The 17,514-nt window shown below is 52.8% G+C and carries 11 protein-coding genes; 5 read left to right on the plus strand and 6 right to left on the minus strand.

Annotated elements, in window-relative coordinates; translation table 11 throughout:
- Nucleotides 1–2: 2 nt before the first annotated feature.
- The 5 genes from ACJHWR_RS07150 to cusR all read right to left on the minus strand — a co-directional run bounded on the left by ACJHWR_RS07150 (nucleotide 3) and on the right by cusR (nucleotide 8,355).
- The gene (locus ACJHWR_RS07150; RefSeq protein ID WP_001224581.1) at nucleotides 3–893 is read right to left on the minus strand and encodes a DUF4434 family protein; all 891 of its coding nucleotides are present in this window, start codon (nucleotides 891–893) and stop codon (nucleotides 3–5) included.
- Complete coding sequence (gene nfrA / locus ACJHWR_RS07155; protein ID WP_012311579.1) at nucleotides 894–3,866, minus strand: bacteriophage adsorption protein NfrA; 2,973 nt, start codon at nucleotides 3,864–3,866, stop codon at nucleotides 894–896.
- A complete protein-coding gene (gene nrfB, locus ACJHWR_RS07160) occupies nucleotides 3,853–6,090 on the minus strand; it encodes a cyclic di-3',5'-guanylate-activated glycosyltransferase NrfB (RefSeq protein ID WP_000383926.1) in 2,238 nt (745 codons plus the stop codon). Before nrfB ends, nfrA begins: the two co-directional genes overlap by 14 nt.
- A 149-nt stretch (nucleotides 6,091–6,239) precedes the next feature.
- Nucleotides 6,240–7,682 (minus strand): Cu(+)/Ag(+) sensor histidine kinase CusS, encoded by a 1,443-nt coding sequence (gene cusS, locus ACJHWR_RS07165; RefSeq protein ID WP_410226684.1) that lies wholly within the window; start codon nucleotides 7,680–7,682, stop codon nucleotides 6,240–6,242.
- Entirely contained in the window at nucleotides 7,672–8,355 is a 684-nt protein-coding gene (gene cusR / locus ACJHWR_RS07170) for a copper response regulator transcription factor CusR (protein WP_000770953.1), read from the minus strand. The genes cusS and cusR overlap by 11 nt, the downstream gene beginning before the upstream one ends.
- Before the next feature lie 156 nt (nucleotides 8,356–8,511).
- Between cusR and cusC the strand changes: the two genes are divergently transcribed.
- From cusC to pheP, 5 genes are all read left to right on the plus strand, one after another.
- Nucleotides 8,512–9,894 (plus strand): Cu(+)/Ag(+) efflux RND transporter outer membrane channel CusC, encoded by a 1,383-nt coding sequence (gene cusC / locus ACJHWR_RS07175; protein WP_000074222.1) that lies wholly within the window; start codon nucleotides 8,512–8,514, stop codon nucleotides 9,892–9,894.
- Between the two features lie 23 nt (nucleotides 9,895–9,917).
- Nucleotides 9,918–10,250, plus strand: a complete 333-nt coding sequence (cusF, locus tag ACJHWR_RS07180; RefSeq protein ID WP_000709860.1) for a Cu(+)/Ag(+) efflux RND transporter periplasmic metallochaperone CusF — start codon at nucleotides 9,918–9,920, stop codon at nucleotides 10,248–10,250.
- Nucleotides 10,251–10,265: 15 nt separating this feature from the next.
- Nucleotides 10,266–11,489: a Cu(+)/Ag(+) efflux RND transporter periplasmic adaptor subunit CusB gene (gene cusB, locus ACJHWR_RS07185; protein WP_000717105.1), complete on the plus strand. Its 1,224-nt coding sequence runs from the start codon at nucleotides 10,266–10,268 to the stop codon at nucleotides 11,487–11,489.
- Nucleotides 11,490–11,500: 11 nt separating this feature from the next.
- Nucleotides 11,501–14,644: a Cu(+)/Ag(+) efflux RND transporter permease subunit CusA gene (gene cusA, locus ACJHWR_RS07190; RefSeq protein WP_000573983.1), complete on the plus strand. Its 3,144-nt coding sequence runs from the start codon at nucleotides 11,501–11,503 to the stop codon at nucleotides 14,642–14,644.
- Between the two features lie 101 nt (nucleotides 14,645–14,745).
- A complete protein-coding gene (pheP, locus tag ACJHWR_RS07195) occupies nucleotides 14,746–16,122 on the plus strand; it encodes a phenylalanine transporter (RefSeq protein ID WP_000786307.1) in 1,377 nt (458 codons plus the stop codon).
- Nucleotides 16,123–16,189: 67 nt separating this feature from the next.
- On the opposite strand, the gene ybdG is transcribed toward pheP, so the two are convergent.
- Nucleotides 16,190–17,437 carry a mechanosensitive ion channel YbdG gene (gene ybdG / locus ACJHWR_RS07200; protein ID WP_001153128.1) on the minus strand — a complete coding sequence of 416 codons (1,248 nt, stop codon included), beginning with the start codon at nucleotides 17,435–17,437 and terminating at the stop codon, nucleotides 16,190–16,192.
- Nucleotides 17,438–17,514 lie beyond the last annotated feature (77 nt).

The raw sequence follows: 17,514 nt of genomic DNA on the forward strand, positions 1-17,514 counted from the left end.
ATTTAATACTCGAGAATGCCGTGCGCGACGGGCAAATAGCGCAGAGAGAAATAGAGCGTGTCTTTACCGCAAGAGGAACGTTTCGCTAACAGCGAGGCAATTTCTGCGTCCGGTTTCGGTTTCGCTGTAAAGGTTTTGCCTTTGCCGGCGACAAACAGTTCATAAACAATGCCGCTTGCTGGGGCGGAGCTTTGGCAATCGGCGCTGGCCTGTAGATAGCGTTCACGCTGTTCAGCGGTCAGTTTATCCACGCCGCTGCCATCCTGTACCCAGACATTAACGCCGGTTGCTTTAACGTGTTCCAGCAGTTGGCGATAGCCATCGGGCGACATGTTTCCGGCGAAAAAACTACTGATATAAACCGGTTTTGCTGAAACATCGCTAATCAACCGCTGCGCGTTGTTTAACCATGTTAGCAAAGGCTGACGGGCGGCTTCGCTGCGCCAGTTCAGGTCGTCAATTTCCGCGCTGATGTACCAGCCATCCGGCGTTACGCCAGGTACGGCGCTCCATAATCTGGCTTGCTGGAGATCGGCAGCCAGCAGGCGGTTAAGATAGCTTTCCAGCGCTGCAGACGACTGTTTCTGGTGCATAAAAAATTCCGGATCGGCATTCAGCCCGACAATCAGCTTCAGGCCAGCCTGTTGCGCAGCTGCGGCACGCTTAAACAATAACGCGCGCTGTTCTGGCTGGGTGAATGCATCGCCGTAACGAGTCCATTGCAAAACCAGGGTATCGAAGCCTTGCAAACGTAACTGACTCATCAGCCCCTGCCACTGGGTATCGGTAACCTGACTATCACGGTTTTGTGGTTGCCAGATAATACCTTTCATCGCAAAGGAAAAAGGGCTGACCAAAAGCAGTGTCAGCAATACGAAAATGAACTTACGCATTTACCAGTGCACTCCAATGGTGAGAAACGCATTGTTGCGCTCTCCGTTACGTTGATTAATCGCCTTAAAGGTATGTTGATACTCGACGCCGAGACTGACTTTGTGCGGCCAGGCGTCGTAGTGCGTCTCGCCGGTCCAGATATTCCAGCGGACCCCGACACCGCCAAGCTGCGCGCCCTGAGTGCCTTTATCACGATAGCCGTTGTCCTGAACGTGAGCGTAAGGCTCAATAGTCTGTCCGTTAGCTACCTTCTGATGCCAGCTGACGCGATAATCTGCCGTCCACGCCTGAATATCCTGGCGGATATATTGCGCTGCATCGAGGTACAGGTTTTGGGCAAACCAGCCTGAACCGTTCGGGTGCCATTCGTCGCTGTATTTGCCGCCATTAAAGAATGAGGCGCTGGCGCGCAGCATGGTATCGGATGCACCATTTTGGCCGTTCAGCGGCAACTGCTGTTCGACGGCGAGGAAAAAGATCTGATCGCGCAGCGGCTTCCAGCGCAGACCGGTGCCGGACATCGGATTTTTCACCGGCATCATCACCCCGTTTTCTCCGGTATCGGCAAATACACGGCTGTAAACCGAGAGCAGGTCGCCTTCCAGCAGCATATTGCGTCCGATGCGATACTCGGCTTCCAGTTGCCCGTAGCTACGATAGCTTTTCCCTGGCGCTGCGCCGCCGACATTATTGTTAGCGGTACTCATTGCGCCGGAACGCAAGCCGATAGAAGAATCGAAACTGAACGTCCAGCGGCGACCGACCTCCTCATGCAGACGGCGGAAATTGAAGCGTTGCTGATTTTGCTCTGGGGTCAGTGGGGTTATCAGCGCCTGATTATCAATGTCATCAATCACCAGCCGGGCGTAGTGCTGCGTCGCAGGCATGTCATCCAGACGCTGGTTCACGTAGGCCAGTTGTCGGATAAGTGCCGGATCGTCCGGTAGCCCTTTATGCGCCTGTTCGAGCATTTCCCGCGACTGTGCGATATCACCGCTATCCCACAAGGCGTAACCGAGCGCTGCCTGGGTGTTGCTATTATTCGGTTCCAGTTCCAGCGCGGCGCGCAAATCACTCACCGCCGCCGGGACATTATGACGTTGGCGATAAATTGTCGCCCGCGCAACGTAAGCGTTGGCAGAAGGCGCAATATTGATTGAGCGCGTGAGATCGTTCAGTGCGAGTTCCGGCTGACCAGGAATGTAACGTTGCGCATGCAGCCACCAGTAGAGGGCATTGTTTCCCAGCCCACGTTGTTCTGCCTGCTGAAGCCAGCGATCGCGAGTTGCGCCATTTCCTGCCGCCTGGGCGGTATTGGCAGCAGCAAGCAGATCCTCATTGCTCATGTCGTGAAGACTGATTTTCTGCCAGGCCGCCAGTGCGGTGGCGTAGTCCTCAACCTGATACGCCTGATAGGCTACCGCACGATGTTGCCAGGCGTTCGGTTGTCGTTGTTCGGCCTGAAGCCATGCATACAACGCCACACCGGGTAGCGTGTCCCGATAACACTTTGCCAGACGGTTCCAGGCGGCGGCATCGTAGGAAGGCGACATATCGCCCAGCAAGCGAACTATAGCCGGGCAATTATCTGCAATACCCGGCAACTGACTTTGCCACTGACGTTGCTCCGCCAGCGGTAAGGGTTTCGATAAAATCGCCACCTTCGCCGGCGTTGCCAGGTAAGGATGACTTTCCAGCAGAGACGCCAGTCGCGCCATTAACGTCTGGCTGACACGCGCATCGCCCTGGAAAGGATAGCGTTGCAGCAATAAATCGGCAGCTTCGCGTGACTGCTCGTTCTGCATCAGTTGCCAGGTCAGTTGATCCAGGCGGGTAAGATTTGCCGGTTCTTGCTGATACAGCAATCGTGCCAGACGCAGAGCTTCAGCCTTGTTATGGGTCGCTACGCTAACGGTATAACGCTCCTCAAGCATTTCATTGGCGGGGAGGGTGGCGAGCAGTTTTTGCGCTGCGTCGTACTGACCTTCTTTTAACAGCACCGGTAGCGTCGCGCCAACAACATACTGGCGGTTATCGGCAAACTGTACCGTATAATTCGCCAACGCCGGAACGGGGTTGGCGCTGTATTTAGATAACAGATAGAGCCAACTTTTCTCTTGTGCGTCCGTGGTAAACAGCGGCTTATTTTCAATGAGATAACGCTGGAGGCGTGCTTTTTCGTCACGATAAGCCAGCGCGGTCGCGTAAGTAATATATGACTGCGGATCGGTGAAGATCCCCTGTGATTGCAGCGCCAGGATCCGATCGTCCAGCTGCCCGGCAAGAAGCACATCAAACCACTGGCGGCGTTCTGCCGCGCTTAATGTGTTCTGCTGGCGTGCTTCATTGTATAGCGTATCTGCCTGGGACCATTGTTTCAGGTAGATTGCGCGTTGCAGCAGATCGGTTCGCAGCGTTTTTCCTTCCGGCGATGCAGCAAACGTCGCATCGTTCAGTTGCGCTCTGGCGACAGGTAATTGTGCCAGCCGCAGGGCATTCTGCCCAACTTCACTGCGACAACGCAGGGTCGGCGCAGCGTCGCACGCTTTTTGCTGGGCAAGCAGTTCTTCAACAGTCGTAACGCTTTTCACTTCAACTGGAATAGCCGCCAGACTGCGCTCAAGTCGGGCATCTCCTGGGTGACGTTTCAGTTGATCCTCAAGCAATAGCCGCGCCCGGTCATCATGACCAAAATGGCGATAGGCTTCCGCAAGGTATAAAGTTAGTGGAATATTATCCGGCACCTGTTGGTGTATATATTCAAATTCGCGGATGGCGGTTGCTTCGTCGTTATTTTTCTGTGCCTTCAGCGCCTTGTCGAGACGGGGATAAATAACAAAATGGCGATAATCGCTCAGCCCCAGCTCTTCTGCGCTGGTGCCGATATTGTCTGCGAGTGCGCTGGTACTCAATAAAGACGTCAGCAGTAAACCAGACCATCCGATGACGCGATTAAGGTTATTCTCCTTCATTTTCGGACTCCAGTTGCGCAACCTTTTCTGTGTTTAAACCTGCTTTGAGTAATAGTGATTGCATCGAAACTTGTAATTCGCGTTGAATTGTCAGGACGCGATCCAACGTTTCCTGGCTGATAACGCCTTCGGTGACCAAAAACTTGCCGAGCGGCAGAGAACTGCGTTCATGGCGCAATAACAACACGTTAATTGCTGAACGATTAATATGACCGAGCGTGGTCAGTATTTCGGCGAACAGGAACTGATGCGGCACATATTGCCGCCAGATTTCACCGGCCTGCTGTTCCGTGAGCCACTGATGCTGAACTGCATTGTACAACATTGCCCGCGGATCGTGACCGCGTCGGCGTGCATACCAGTGGCGTAATCCGGTGACAATTTGTCCCCGCAGAACAATGACGTAACGCACTTTGCGTCCGACTTTACGCGTCAGGGCCGCCAGCGAAACCGGGTCAATACCATCTTCACTGCCGACAATTAACTCATCATTGTCCAGACGCAGCGGCAGTACCGCATAATGCAGCGCCACGGAGGCCGGCATTTCGGCAATCAGCGAGGAAGGGATCTGCCAGGCATCGATGGATTCCCACGCCACGCCGTTTTGCTCTGCCAGCGCCTGTGCCAGTTGCTCGGCGCTAATCAGCCCCTGCATCAGCATTGAACCGCCCAGGCGTAGACCTTCGACGCGATTACGCAGTGCTGTATCGAGTTGTTCTTCAGTGATGACCTGATTTTCCAGCAGGATTTGACCTAACGGGCGCAACGAGCGGGTATCGCCAGTCACGCTGGGGAAGTCATGCGTTGTTTTATCCCACGCCACTCGACGCGGATCGCCGTGTTGAAGTACCTGTTTTAACGCGCGCCAGTTGGCCATGAAGTTAATCAGGTTACCCCAGAAAAGACGCAGGACAGATAGCAGCCCCTGCGTCAGACCGTAGTAGCCAGTGACAAAAATCACCCGCTGCACGATGCGGTTAACCATCAAACCAAAGTTTAGCCACAGCAGGGTCATTAACCATGCGCTGCCGCTGAAAATAGAAAGGAAATGCCAGGCATCGGGCCACAAACTTTCATACGCCAGTAACAGCAAAAGCTGGATCATCACCAGCATCGCGAGGAAGCTGACAAAGTTACTGATTGCCCCTTTGCGGTCGCGCCAGAGAAAGTAGTTCAGCGTCAGGCTGGAGGTCCATTTGTGGGTTTTAAAGCCCTGGAAAACAATGCCGATGATCCAGCGAGATTTTTGTCGAACCGCAGTCGAAAAGGTATCGGGGAAATATTCGCGCACGCAGATCATGTTTGACGTCCGTGCGTGCTGTAAAAATTTACGCTGCTCGCGTTCTTTGGCTTCGTCCACCACCGGAAAACGGACAAAAATTTCCGTCATACCTTTTTCTTTCAGGCGGAAGCCAATATCGTAATCTTCAGTCAGACTCTGCACGTCGAAAGCAATACCGTCACCGTCAGCTAACAGAGCGGTCACGGCGCGGCGGCTGAAACAGGTGCCGACGCCTGCGCTGGGCACCTGTCCGGCGAGGGCTTCACGCACCGGAACATCTTTGCCATGCAGTTCTGAAAACTCATCAATGTAAGTCATGCTGGTGAAGTGCGTCCATTCGCGTTCGAACGGATACACTGGGATCTGAATCAGATCTTTACGCTCGACCAGATAGTTGAACAGACGCAATTCCATCGGTGAAATCACATCTTCGGCGTCATGCAGAATAAAACCAGCAAAAGCGAAATTGGCGCTACGTTCAAATTGGGTGATGGCGTCCAGCACGTTGTTCAGACAGTCGGCTTTGCTGGTGGGGCCAGGACGCGCGCAGACTACCTTATGCACGTTCGGGAAGCGAGCGCACACTTCGTCAACATCACGCTGAGTATCGGGGTCGTTGGGGTAGGTGCCAACAAAGATATGATAGTTTTCGTAGTCGAGCGTGGTCGCCGCCAGCTCGGCCATATTGCCGATGACGCCCGTTTCATTCCACGCCGGAACCATAATCGCTAACGGTTTTTCATCTGGTTTATACAGTTCGCGGTAACTCATTCGCGGGTAGCGGCGATAAACACTCAACTTGCGTTTAATGCGGCGTACCCAGTAGACGACATCAATAAAAAAATCGTCCAGCCCGCTGATGAACATGATGACCGCTAACGTTATCGCGATTACTTTTAAGCCGTAGAGCCAGGTAGCAAAAACATCAAGAAGCCAGTCCACACAAAAACCTTACATTAACGCTGGTTATGTTTAGGGTGGCGTATATTAAAGTTTTTTATGAATTGTGACAGCTTTTTATCATTAATAGGTAGGATTATTGCGGCACGTTATTTTTACACTGGTTATAAAAGTTGCCGTTTGCTGAAGGATTAAGCGGGTAATATGATAACAAACCTTGTTCCCCGCGCATCTGACGTTACCGCAAGCGTGCCTTTATGCGCGACAACAATCGATTTCACTATCGCCAGGCCAATACCGCTACCTTCGCCTTTTCGCTGGCGGGAAGGATCAATGCGGTAGAAACGGTCAAACAATCGCGGTAAGTGCTCAGGCGCAATGGGCGTACCAGGGTTTTCGACGGTAACTTGCACCAGGTGATCGACCGTCTGGCAGCGCACGACAATTGTCTCTCCGGTTGGCGTATAACGCAGGGCATTAGAAAGTAGGTTGCTTAACGCCCGACGCAACATCAGCGGATCGCCCGCAACCTGACACTCGTCACCAACAAACCGCAACTCCACGCCGCGATCTTCCGCTAACGCCTCGAAAAAATCGAACACTTTGCCGACTTCATCCGCCAGGTTGAGCATTTTCTTTTCGGGGATTAACTGGTTGTTATCGGCCTGGGCGAGAAACAACATATCGCTGACCATTTTCGCCATTCGCGTCAGCTCTTCGAGATTAGAGTAGAGCACATCTTCCAGCTCCTTCTGGCTGCGCGACTGGCTGAGGGCGATTTCCGTTTGCGTTATGAGATTCGTAATTGGTGTACGAATTTCGTGGGCGATATCCGCTGAGAAATTGGACTGGCGGGTAAAGACATCCTCAATACGCTCGATCATATGGTTGAACGACAGCACCAGTTGTTCGAGTTCAATGGGCACGGTCTGTGGATCGAGGCGAACGTCGAGATCTTTCGAGGTAATGTTCTGGATTTGACGGCTGACGCTGCGGATCGGCGCGTGACCTTTATGTACCGCCAACAGCACGATAAAGACGATCAGAATGCTGATTACCGATGCGGTCATAATAAGTTTATTCATCAAATCATTAATGTAATGAAGATGAAAATCGATAGACAGCGCGATGTAGAGCGTATAAATCGGTTTGCCGTCCACCAGCGGGCCAACCGGCAAGTTAATCATCCGCCAGTTGCTGTGTTCCATATGTCCGTGACCGTGGCCTGGCATCATCATTGTCGGGCCGGAAAGGAGATACACCTCGCCGCCCCGAGCGTCTTTATCGGGTATGGCATCACGTGCAAACTCGCGGATATCCGGCGCACCGGGGGAGTGATACACCGTTTTACCGTGGCTATCTACCAGAGAAATCAACACGTTGGAATAACCACTGACGATATCTTCCAGCGTCATTAAGCGTCGGGCTTGCGTTTCGTCAGGGTGATTAAGTACCCGTTCAAGGGTGGCGCTAATCTCTTTTAAATCATTAATATCCTGCTCGGCAAAATGCACTTTTACCGAGTGGATCATGATCCATGCAAAGGCGAAAAACGCCGCGATGGTGGCCAGGCTGATAAAAAAGGTCAGACGGGTTGCCAGCGAAAACGGGCGCTGAAATGGCTTACTGACCATCCGGCACCTCAAGCATATAGCCCACGCCGCGCACGGTCTGAATCAGCTTCGGCTCAAAGTCGTTGTCGATTTTGCCGCGTAGCCGCTTCACCGCCACATCAATGGCGTTAGTGTCGCTGTCGAAATTCATGTCCCACACCTGCGAGGCGATAAGCGAGCGGGGCAGCACTTCACCCTGATGGCGGAGGAAAAACTCCAGCAAAGTAAATTCTTTACTGGTCAACGTGATGCGCGTGCCGCTACGGGTGACTTTGCGGCTGACGAGATCGACCATCAGATCGGCAACCTGAAACTGACTTTCGATAATCACCGCCGCCCCGCGCCGCAGTAGAGTGCGCACCCGCGCCAGCAGTTCAGCAAAAGCGAACGGCTTAACCAGATAGTCATCCGCCCCCAACTCCAGCCCCTTGACGCGATGTTCAATGGTGCCAAGCGCGGTAAGCAACAGAATCGGCATCCCCTTATTGGCGGAACGCAACATGCGCACGATATCCCAGCCGTTCACGTCCGGCAGCATAATATCGAGGATTATCAGATCATAATCACCGGTCATCGCCAGATGGTAGCCATTCAGCCCGTTGTCGGCCAAATCGACCACAAAACCGGCTTCGGTTAACCCTTTGGTCAAGTATTCTCCGGTTTTCTTTTCATCTTCGACAATCAACAGTTTCATATTTCCTCCGCATGTTGCCCGGGCAATTCTAGAGTAGCGGGATCAGATGGCAATCGCTTATTGGCAAAATGACAATTTTGTCATTTTCCTGTCACCGGAAAATCAGAGCCTGGCGAGTAAAGTTGGCGGCATAAAATCACCAGAAATTATGAGCCTATGTCTCCTTGTAAACTTCTGCCATTTTGTGTGGCCCTTGCGCTAACCGGTTGTTCACTGGCACCGGATTATCAGCGTCCGGCAATGCCCGTGCCGCAGCAGTTCTCACTCAGCCAGAACGGCCTGGTTAACGCAGCAGATAACTACCAGAACGCGGGCTGGCGCACCTTTTTTGTTGATAATCAGGTGAAGACGCTGATTAGCGAGGCGTTGGTGAATAACCGGGATTTGCGCATGGCGGCGCTGAAAGTGCAGGAGGCACGGGCGCAATATCGTCTGACCGATGCCGACCGCTACCCACAGCTCAATGGCGAGGGCAGCGGCAGCTGGAGCGGTAATCTTAAAGGGAATACCGCCACGACACGGGAGTTTTCGACCGGCCTTAACGCCAGCTTTGACCTCGATTTTTTCGGGCGCTTAAAGAACATGAGCGAAGCCGAGCGTCAAAATTATTTAGCTACTGAGGAAGCTCAGCGCGCGGTGCATATTCTGCTGGTTTCTAATGTCGCGCAAAGCTATTTCAATCAGCAACTGGCGTATGCGCAATTGCAAATAGCCGAAGAAACGCTGCGTAATTATCAGCAGTCATATGCATTTGTCGAAAAACAACTGTTGACCGGTAGCAGCAATGTTCTGGCGCTAGAACAGGCTCGCGGGGTGATAGAAAGTACCCGCAGCGACATCGCTAAACGTCAGGGGGAACTGGCGCAGGCGAATAATGCATTGCAACTGTTATTGGGAAGCTACGGCAAGCTGCCGCAAGCGCAGACAGTAAACAGCGACAGCCTGCAAAGCGTTAAATTACCGGCGGGCTTGCCGTCGCAAATCTTATTGCAGCGCCCTGATATTATGGAAGCTGAACACGCGTTAATGGCGGCTAATGCCAATATTGGCGCTGCACGCGCGGCATTTTTCCCGTCTATCAGCCTGACCAGCGGAATATCGACCGCCAGTAGCGATCTGTCGTCATTATTTAACGCCAGCAGCGGGATGTGGAATTTTATACCCAAAATTGAGATCCCCATTTTTAATGCCGGACGCAACCAGGCCAATCTGGATATCGCCGAAATTCGCCAGCAGCAGTCGGTGGTGAATTATGAACAGAAAATCCAGAATGCCTTTAAAGAAGTGGCAGATGCGCTGGCATTACGTCAAAGCCTGAACGATCAAATCAGCGCCCAGCAGCGTTATCTGGCATCGCTGAAAATTACTTTGCAACGGGCGCGGGCATTATATCAGCACGGCGCAGTAAGTTATCTGGAAGTGCTGGATGCCGAGCGTTCTTTATTTGCAACCCGACAAACTTTACTTGACCTGAATTATGCCCGTCAGGTTAACGAAATTTCTTTATATACCGCCTTAGGCGGCGGTTGGCAGCAATAATTTTTAACTCCAGGAGAGAATAAATGAAAAAAGCACTGCAAGTCGCAATGTTTAGTCTGTTTACCGTTATTGGCTTTAATGCCCAGGCTAACGAACATCATCATGAATCCATGAGCGAAGCACAGCCACAGGTTATTAGCGCCACTGGCGTGGTAAAAGGTGTTGATCTGGAAAGCAAAAAAATCACCATCCATCACGATCCGATTGCTGCCGTGAACTGGCCGGAGATGACCATGCGCTTTACCATCACCCCGCAGACGAAAATGAGCGAAATTAAAACCGGCGACAAAGTGGCGTTTAATTTTGTCCAGCAGGGCAACCTTTCTTTATTACAGGATATTAAAGTCAGCCAGTAACCCAGGTTTAATGAGATGAAAAAAATCGCGCTTATTATCGGCAGCATGATCGCGGGCGGTATTATTTCTGCGGCAGGTTTTACCTGGTTTGCAAAGGCTGAACCGCCCGCAGAAAAAACGCCGACCGCAGAACGTAAAATCTTATTCTGGTACGACCCGATGTATCCCAATACGCGGTTCGATAAACCAGGTAAATCGCCGTTTATGGATATGGATCTGGTGCCGAAATATGCCGATGAAGAGAGTTCTGCGTCTGGTGTACGCATTGACCCGACCCAGACGCAGAATCTGGGGGTGAAAACGGCGACCGTCACGCGCGGGCCGCTGACTTTTGCCCAGAGTTTCCCGGCGAATGTCAGTTACAACGAGTATCAGTATGCCATTGTGCAGGCTCGCGCTGCCGGGTTTATCGACAAGGTGTATCCGCTTACCGTGGGCGATAAAGTACAAAAGGGCACACCGCTTCTCGACCTGACCATTCCCGACTGGGTGGAAGCGCAGAGTGAGTATTTACTGCTGCGCGAAACCGGCGGTACGGCGACCCAGACTGAAGGCATTCTTGAGCGGCTGAGACTGGCGGGAATGCCGGAGGCGGATATTCGCCGCCTGATCGCCACGCAAAAAATCCAGACTCGCTTTACGCTCAAAGCGCCCATTGATGGCGTGATCACCGCGTTTGATCTGCGCGCGGGAATGAATATCGCCAAAGATAACGTGGTCGCGAAAATTCAGGGTATGGACCCGGTGTGGGTCACTGCTGCGATCCCGGAGTCCATCGCCTGGCTGGTGAAAGATGCCTCGCAGTTTACCCTCACCGTTCCGGCGCGACCGGATAAAACACTCACCATTCGCAAATGGACCCTGCTACCCGGCGTGGATGCCGCGACCCGCACGCTACAACTGCGTCTGGAAGTCGACAACGCCGACGAGGCGCTAAAACCGGGCATGAACGCCTGGTTGCAACTCAATACCGCCAGCGAACCGATGCTGCTCATTCCGTCACAGGCGCTGATTGATACCGGCAACGAACAGCGGGTGATTACCGTTGATGCTGACGGGCGCTTTGTACCGAAACGCGTTGCCGTTTTCCAGGCATCGCAAGGCGTCACCGCGTTACGCTCTGGTCTGGCGGAAGGTGAAAAGGTGGTTTCCAGCGGCCTGTTCCTGATTGATTCTGAAGCCAATATTTCTGGCGCACTGGAGCGGATGCGCTCTGAAAGTGCTACCCATGCGCATTGAGGGAATAACCAATGATTGAATGGATTATTCGTCGCTCGGTGGCGAACCGTTTTCTGGTGCTGATGGGCGCGTTGTTTCTGAGCATCTGGGGCACCTGGACCATCATTAACACGCCAGTGGATGCGCTGCCGGATCTCTCTGATGTACAGGTGATTATTAAAACCAGCTATCCCGGTCAGGCACCGCAAATCGTTGAAAATCAGGTGACTTATCCGCTAACCACCACCATGTTGTCGGTACCTGGCGCGAAGACAGTGCGCGGTTTCTCGCAGTTTGGCGACTCTTATGTGTATGTCATTTTTGAAGATGGCACCGATCCGTACTGGGCGCGCTCGCGGGTGCTGGAGTACCTCAATCAGGTACAGGGGAAGCTGCCTGCGGGAGTCAGCGCCGAGCTGGGGCCAGACGCCACGGGCGTTGGCTGGATCTATGAATATGCACTGGTAGATCGCAGCGGTAAGCACGATCTGGCCGATTTACGCTCATTGCAGGACTGGTTTCTCAAATATGAGCTAAAAACCATCCCTGACGTTGCGGAAGTGGCGTCGGTGGGCGGTGTGGTGAAAGAGTATCAGGTGGTTATCGATCCTCAGCGCCTGGCGCAGTATGGCATCAGTCTCGCCGAAGTAAAAAGCGCGCTGGATGCTTCAAACCAGGAAGCGGGCGGTTCGTCGATCGAACTGGCGGAAGCGGAATATATGGTGCGCGCCAGCGGATATCTGCAAACGCTCGACGACTTTAATCACATCGTTTTAAAAGCCAGTGAAAATGGCGTGCCCGTTTATCTGCGTGATGTTGCGAAGGTCCAGGTTGGCCCGGAGATGCGCCGGGGCATTGCCGAACTGAACGGCGAAGGCGAAGTGGCGGGCGGGGTGGTGATCCTGCGTTCCGGCAAAAACGCCCGTGAAGTGATCGCTGCCGTGAAGGACAAACTGGAAACGCTGAAAAGCAGTCTGCCGGAAGGCGTGGAGATAGTTACAACATACGATCGCAGCCAGCTCATTGACCGCGCCATTGACAACCTCAGTGGCAAGTTGCTGGAAGAGTTTATTGTGGTGGCGGTAGTCTGTGCGCTGTTTCTCTGGCATGTGCGCTCGGCGCTGGTGGCGATTATTTCGTTGCCGCTGGGGTTGTGTATTGCTTTTATTGTCATGCACTTTCAGGGACTGAACGCCAATATTATGTCGCTGGGCGGTATTGCGATTGCCGTCGGGGCGATGGTCGATGCCGCTATCGTCATGATCGAGAATGCGCATAAACGGCTGGAAGAGTGGCAGCACCAGCATCCTGACGCCACGCTGGATAATAAAACGCGCTGGCAGGTGATTACCGATGCATCTGTTGAAGTGGGGCCGGCGCTGTTTATCAGTCTGCTGATTATCACGCTGTCGTTTATCCCGATCTTCACCCTGGAAGGGCAGGAAGGTCGTCTGTTTGGCCCGCTGGCGTTCACCAAAACCTATGCGATGGCGGGCGCGGCGCTACTGGCGATCGTAGTGATCCCGATCCTGATGGGCTACTGGATCCGTGGCAAAATTCCGCCGGAAAGCAGTAACCCGCTCAATCGCTTTTTGATTCGTGTTTATCATCCGCTGTTGCTGAAAGTACTGCACTGGCCGAAAACCACGCTGTTGGTGGCAGCGCTTTCGGTGCTGACGGTACTCTGGCCGCTCAATAAAGTTGGCGGGGAATTTTTACCGCAGATCAATGAAGGCGACTTGTTGTATATGCCATCGACGCTGCCGGGGATTTCCGCAGCAGAGGCGGCGAGCATGCTGCAAAAAACCGACAAGCTGATTATGAGCGTACCGGAAGTGGCGCGGGTATTTGGCAAAACCGGGAAAGCGGAAACCGCCACCGATTCAGCTCCACTGGAGATGGTAGAAACGACTATCCAGCTTAAGCCACAAGATCAGTGGCGGCCAGGCATGACGATGGACAAAATCATTGAGGAACTGGATAACACCGTGCGTCTGCCGGGGCTGGCGAATCTGTGGGTGCCGCCAATTCGTAACCGTATCGATATGCTCTCGACTGGCATTAAAAGCCCTATCGGCATTAAAGTTTCCGGCACTGTGCTGGCGGATATCGACACGATGGCGGAGCAAATTGAAGAAGTGGCGCGAACGGTGCCAGGCGTAGCTTCTGCTCTTGCCGAGCGGCTGGAAGGTGGGCGCTATATCAACGTTGAGATTAACCGTGAAAAAGCCGCGCGTTACGGTATGACGGTGGCGGATGTGCAATTGTTTGTGACATCTGCGGTGGGCGGGGCGATGGTTGGCGAAACGGTGGAAGGGATTGCTCGTTATCCAATTAATCTGCGTTATCCGCAAAGCTGGCGCGATAGCCCGCAGGCACTGCGCCAGTTGCCGATCCTCACGCCGATGAAGCAGCAAATCACCCTGGCAGACGTGGCCGACGTTAAAGTCTCTACCGGACCGTCGATGCTGAAAACCGAGAATGCGCGCCCGACGAGCTGGATTTATATCGATGCCCGCGATCGTGACATGGTGTCGGTGGTTCACGATCTGCAAAAAGCGATAGCTGAAAAAGTGCAGTTAAAACCGGGCACCAGCGTGGCATTCTCCGGGCAGTTCGAGCTACTGGAGCGCGCCAACCATAAGCTGAAACTGATGGTGCCGATGACGCTGATGATCATCTTCGTGCTGTTGTATCTGGCGTTCCGTCGGGTGGGCGAAGCGTTGCTGATTATCAGCAGCGTACCGTTTGCGCTGGTGGGCGGCATCTGGTTGCTGTGGTGGATGGGCTTTCATCTTTCCGTGGCGACGGGCACCGGTTTTATTGCCCTTGCCGGGGTCGCCGCCGAATTTGGCGTGGTGATGCTGATGTATTTACGTCACGCCATAGAGGCCGAGCCGTCGTTGAATAATCCGCAAACATTCAGCGAGCAGAAGCTGGATGAGGCGTTGTATCACGGCGCGGTCCTGCGCGTGCGCCCGAAAGCGATGACGGTGGCGGTGATTATCGCCGGTCTGCTGCCGATTCTGTGGGGAACGGGAGCAGGTTCAGAGGTGATGAGCCGGATTGCCGCGCCGATGATTGGCGGCATGATCACCGCGCCTTTGCTATCGCTGTTTATTATCCCGGCGGCGTATAAGCTGATGTGGCTGCACCGACATCGGGTACGGAAATAAAAGCAGGATACCCCGTTTAACCGTGTGGATTGTGTCTTGCGACGATGGGCACTAAATGTTAAAAGGTGCCCCTCAACAAAAAAGACACACAGGGGAAAGGCGTGAAAAACGCGTCAACCGTATCGGAAGATACTGCGTCGAATCAAGAGCCGACGCTTCATCGCGGATTACATAACCGTCATATTCAACTGATTGCGCTGGGTGGCGCAATTGGTACTGGTCTGTTTCTTGGCATTGGCCCGGCGATTCAGATGGCGGGTCCGGCTGTATTGCTGGGCTACGGCGTCGCCGGGATCATCGCTTTCCTGATTATGCGCCAGCTCGGCGAAATGGTGGTTGAGGAGCCGGTATCCGGTTCATTTGCCCACTTTGCCTATAAATACTGGGGACCGTTTGCGGGCTTCCTCTCTGGCTGGAACTACTGGGTAATGTTCGTGCTGGTGGGAATGGCAGAGCTGACCGCTGCGGGCATCTATATGCAGTACTGGTTCCCGGATGTTCCAACGTGGATTTGGGCTGCCGCCTTCTTTATTATCATCAACGCCGTTAACCTGGTGAACGTGCGCTTATATGGCGAAACCGAGTTCTGGTTTGCGCTGATTAAAGTGCTGGCGATCATCGGTATGATCGGCTTTGGCCTGTGGCTGCTGTTTTCTGGTCACGGCGGCGAGAAAGCCAGTATCGATAACCTCTGGCGCTACGGTGGTTTTTTTGCCACCGGCTGGAATGGGCTGATTTTGTCGCTGGCGGTGATTATGTTCTCCTTCGGCGGGCTGGAGCTGATTGGGATTACTGCCGCTGAAGCGCGCGCTCCGGAAAAAAGCATCCCGAAAGCAGTGAATCAGGTGGTGTATCGCATCCTGCTGTTTTACATCGGTTCACTGGTGGTTTTACTGGCACTCTATCCGTGGGTGGAAGTGAAATCTAACAGTAGCCCGTTTGTGATGATTTTCCATAATCTCGACAGCAACGTGGTAGCTTCTGCGCTGAACTTCGTCATTCTGGTAGCATCATTATCGGTGTATAACAGCGGGGTTTACTCTAACAGCCGCATGCTGTTTGGCCTTTCTGTGCAGGGTAATGCGCCGAAGTTTTTGACTCGCGTCAGCCGTCGCGGTGTGCCGATTAACTCGCTGATGCTTTCCGGAGCGATCACTTCGCTGGTGGTGTTAATCAACTATCTGCTGCCGCAAAAAGCGTTTGGTCTGCTGATGGCGCTGGTGGTAGCAACGCTGCTGTTGAACTGGATTATGATCTGTCTGGCACATCTGCGTTTTCGTGCAGCGATGCGACGTCAGGGGCGTGAAACACAGTTTAAGGCGCTGCTCTATCCGTTCGGCAACTATCTCTGCATCGCCTTCCTCGGCATGATTTTGCTGCTGATGTGCACGATGGATGATATGCGCTTGTCAGCGATTCTGCTGCCGGTGTGGATTGTATTCCTGTTTGTGGCATTTAAAACGCTGCGTCGGAAATAAGGCATTCACGCCACATCCGACAAAACGATGTCCGCTCTCATCCATGCGATGAGAGCGGTTTTTTTAATTACTGCTTAAATGCACCCGCCAGAGAGCGAATATCATTGCCGGTTGGCGACTGATGAAGTCGCAGACCAAACTCTTCGACAATCGCAAATATGTGGTCGAATATATCAGCCTGAATGCTTTCATATTCCAGCCACACCACGGTGTTGGTAAACGCATAGATCTCGAGCGGTAAACCGTTATCGCCAGGAGCCAGTTGGCGTACCATTAAGGTCATATCTTTACGAATCCGCGGATGGTTACGTAGATATTCGTTCAGATAGGCACGAAAGGTTCCAATATTGGTCATTCGGCGCAGGTTTAATACCGACTCCGTAGAACCTTGCTGGCGATTCCACTCATTAATTTCCTTGTGGCGGCTGGTTAAATAAGGTTTTAACAAATGCGCTTTATTCAGACGTTGCATTTCGTCTTCATCAAGAAAACGAATACTGGTGACATCAATACTGATACTGCGCTTAATACGTCGCCCGCCAGATGCTGACATCCCGCTCCAGTTTTTAAAGGAGTCAGAGACCAGAGACCAGGTGGGAATAGTGGTAATGGTATTGTCCCAGTTACGCACTTTGACGGTGGTTAACCCAATATCGATCACCGCGCCATCCGCGCCGTATTTCGGCATCTCCAGCCAGTCGCCCAGTTTCAGCATATCGTTCGCGGAAAGCTGAATACCTGCCACCAGACCAAGAATCGGATCTTTAAATACCAACATCAGCACGGCAGCCATTGCACCAAGACCGCTGATCAGAATCGCTGGCGACTGACCAATCAGCAGTGAGATCATCAAAATGCCGACCAGAATCGCGCCGATCAGTTTAATCCCCTGAAATATCCCTTTCAGCGGTAACTGAGATGCCGCCGGGAATTTCTGTGCCAGATTCAAAATAACATCCAGCAGAGAGAAAACTGAAAGCAGCGCATACATCATGATCCACAACTGCGCGCAGGTAGTCAGAATATCTGCCGCTTCGGTGCCTTTTTGCAGCCAGAATACCGCCTGAATATTGACGATAATCCCCTGCAGGGTAAAAGCTAAACGGTGGAAGAGTTTATTCTGGGTAATGATTTGCAACCATAGCCGTGAACTGGCGATGGCACGTTTTTCGAAGGTCCGCAGTACCACCCAATGCAAAAAAATATGCACCACGACGGCGGTCAGAAAAATAATACCGAAAATCATCACCATTGAGGTGGTGTGATCGATCTCAATACCCGCTAAATCTTCAACCTGGGATATTAAATCCTGCATAACGTCTCCTTTATACAACAGCAGACTATGATGACGGCTGAAACAGGGTTATGCAAATCAGGAGAATCTGAGGGGAA

The organism is Escherichia sp. WS568, assembly GCF_046486085.1.
Taxonomy (GTDB): Bacteria; Pseudomonadota; Gammaproteobacteria; order Enterobacterales; family Enterobacteriaceae; genus Escherichia; species Escherichia coli.